Genomic DNA, 2,830 nt, shown 5'->3' with positions numbered 1-2,830 from the left:
GTTTATGATACTTATGAGGTACATTCAATTTTCCCATAGGCCACTCCCGACTCCCGACTCCCGACTCCCGACTCCCGACTCCCGACTCCCGACTCCCGACTCCCGACTCCCGACTCCCGACTCCCTAATGATTCCCAACGCCGAACGATACTGGCTCACAAATGCCTACGTACCATTTTGCCTACTGGAAAACAGCAACGTTTGCGTCCGCAACGAGCAGGGTTTGTGCTTAGTTGATATTGAAATTAATCAGGGAGCCATTGGTGCAATAGTTTCAAAGGCGATTGTTCCCAAAGGGCAGCAAAACACGATGGTCGAAAAGAGCCGCTACGCGATCGCAAACAGTACCGAAAACAGTATCGCAAACAGTGTTGAAGCTAGCACAGATACCAGTAACATACCTAGTGACATCCCCAGTATAAATCTCCGGCAAGGACAAGTATGGCCGTGTTTTCTAGATATACACACCCATCTGGATAAAGGTCATATTTGGGAACGGTCTCCCAATCCTGATGGTACCTTTAATAGTGCCTGTCTCACCGGACATGCTGATGCCCAAACCTATTGGCAACGGTCAGATTTATATCGGCGCATGGAATTTGGACTCAAATGTAGCTATGCTCATGGCACTAAAGCTATCCGCACCCACATTGACTTGGTTGGAGAACAAAGTGCGATTAGCCTAGGCGTTTTCCAAACCCTCCAGAAAGAATGGCAAGACAGAATTACCCTACAAGCAGTGTCTATAGTTACTCTAGATTACTATCAAACTGCCGGTGGCATTACCTTAGCCGATCAAATTGCTGAAATCGGAGGCATACTTGGAGGGGTAGCTTATAGCAACCAAGACCTGGATGCTCAACTCGATAGGGTTTTTTCCTTAGCTAAGGAGAGAAACCTCAACCTAGATTTCCATGCTGATGAAAACGGTAATCCCGATTCCCATTGCTTACGAAAGATTGCCCAAGCTGCGATTCGTCATCAGTTTACCGGAAAAATTATTTGTGGTCACTGTTGCAGTTTGGCCGTGCAACCTTTAGAGGAGGTTGCGGAAACTCTCAAGTTAGTCAAAGCAGCAGGAATTGCTATTGTTAGCTTACCCATGTGCAATCTTTATCTACAAGATCGACAGGCTAACTCTACACCTTCCTGGCGGGGAGTAACCAGGCTCCATGAAATTAAACAACAGGGTATTCCGGTAACTTTGGCTAGTGATAATTGTCGAGACCCCTTTTATGGATTTGGAGACCATGATGTATTAGAAGTCTTTACCCAAGCGGTACGGATTGCCCATTTAGATATGCCCATCGGTGATTGGCCCTGTGCGGTAACCAAGACAGCCGCTGATTTAATGGGTTTACCCGAGATGGGTAGGATTGGGGTGGGACTCCCGGCAGATTTGATTTTGTTTAAGGGACGCCATTTCAGTGAACTTTTGTCCCGTCCCCAGCATGACCGAATTATCTTGCGTCAGGGTCAGCCAATTGATACTAGGTTGCCGGATTATGCTGAGTTGGATGATTTATTGAATTTAGAATTTAGAATTTAGAATTTAGAATTGGGGAATCGGGAATCGGGAGTCGGGAATCGGGAATCGGGAGTCGGGAATCGGGAAAAAATTATCTGTACCTGATAACTATGAAAATTGCTATATAGCAGTTTTCAACAATTCCTTAGCCCATATCCGATTTGTTTCTGATAAAGCTGGTACTGGCTCTTGGTCATAATCGAGTTGATAATCATAACCCCCTCGCTCATAAACGCTATTAATTATAGCTTGTAAATCTACTATCGCTTCAGAATCTTCTGGACGTAATGGTAGGGAAAAAGCTGGTAGCTGCTCTGGGAGATTATAAGTATACAATTCGCCTCGTGGACGATGCTCCTCTCGACTAACCAAAACACGATAATCGCTTTCAATAAAATTATTTAATAGTGGCATTGGTTCCCAGCCTCTGAGCAAATCTATCTCCACTAAATTGGTCAAACTTCCTAACACCCGTTGGCGTTTTTTCAGGTAAGTTTCTCTACCTTCACCAGAGCGCTTATTAACTGGAGATAAAACTTCGATAGCCGTTACCACAGCACCGGTAGTCATATCTCTTACTTCCAAATACCCTTGCTTGATTTGTTCAGGAATAGGAACCATTACTGTCAAGGGTTTTGTGGTTGGTGGCGCAACAGCAACCTTAGAGCTGGGAGAATCTTCAGGATTTGGTTGACGTTTAACAGTAACATCAGGAATCCTAACTAATAAGAGATTATCTTCGTTAGTTTTATTAACCTGATAAATGCGCTTTTCAATAGCTACTTTATACTTCGGACGTACCTGGGGAATTAAACACTCAGCAATTAAACTAATCAACCAATGATGTACTTCTGGCGATAAATCCGGATGTTCTAAATACGGATCCATACCGGGAAAGATTGACGGCATCCCTTCACCTCCCATCAGCTCTGTTTTCTAGGTTAGCAGAAGGTTAGCAGAAGGTTGAAGGTTGAAGGTTAGCAGAAGGTTGAAGGTTAGCAGAAGGTTAGTAGGTTGCCGGTTAGTAGGTTAGCAAGTTAGCAAGTTAGCAAGTTTGCCGGTTATCTTCTGAACCTTCAACCTTAAACTCCATAACCTTCAACCTTCAACCCCATAACCTTCAACCTTCAACCTCCTAACCTTCAACCTCCTAACCTTCAACCTGTTAACCCTATAATCCATTCCCAATTAAAATAAACGGTGCCCAAAAATAAGGATGCTCCAAACCATACTCTACTTTGGTAATTAAAGCAATTTGAGCTTGTCGGAGGGCTTCGGCTTTAGTAACGTTCCCCTGTTTTA

At 44.1% G+C, this 2,830-nt stretch carries 3 protein-coding genes; 1 reads left to right on the top strand and 2 read right to left on the bottom strand.

Going from position 1 to position 2,830, the window contains the following annotated elements; genetic code table 11:
- Positions 1 to 127: 127 nt before the first annotated feature.
- The gene (locus tag F6K37_RS12360; protein ID WP_502887741.1) at positions 128 to 1,549 is read left to right on the top strand and encodes a cytosine deaminase; all 1,422 of its coding nucleotides are present in this window, start codon (positions 128 to 130) and stop codon (positions 1,547 to 1,549) included.
- Between the two features lie 99 nt (positions 1,550 to 1,648).
- Here F6K37_RS12360 and F6K37_RS12355 read toward each other — a convergent pair whose 3' ends face one another.
- Positions 1,649 to 2,437, bottom strand: coding sequence for a DUF4058 family protein (locus F6K37_RS12355; RefSeq protein WP_287250456.1), 789 nt, complete (start codon positions 2,435 to 2,437; stop codon positions 1,649 to 1,651).
- Positions 2,438 to 2,699: 262 nt separating this feature from the next.
- On the bottom strand, positions 2,700 to 2,830 hold a 131-nt coding region (locus tag F6K37_RS44650), incomplete at its 5' end, for a CHAT domain-containing protein (RefSeq protein WP_353838026.1).

This window comes from Moorena sp. SIO4E2, assembly GCF_010671945.1.
In the GTDB taxonomy this organism is placed as follows: domain Bacteria; phylum Cyanobacteriota; class Cyanobacteriia; order Cyanobacteriales; family Coleofasciculaceae; genus Moorena; species Moorena producens.
The sequence above is the reverse complement of the archived record's forward strand: the minus strand, read 5'-3'. Positions and strand labels throughout refer to the sequence as shown.

Bases quoted from the DNA above. Each gene is read 5' to 3' on its own strand.
- F6K37_RS12360 (WP_502887741.1), top strand. From the start codon at position 128: ATGATTCCCAACGCCGAACGATACTGGCTCACAAATGCCTACGTACCA.
- F6K37_RS12355 (WP_287250456.1), bottom strand. From the start codon at position 2,437: ATGCCGTCAATCTTTCCCGGTATGGATCCGTATTTAGAACATCCGGAT.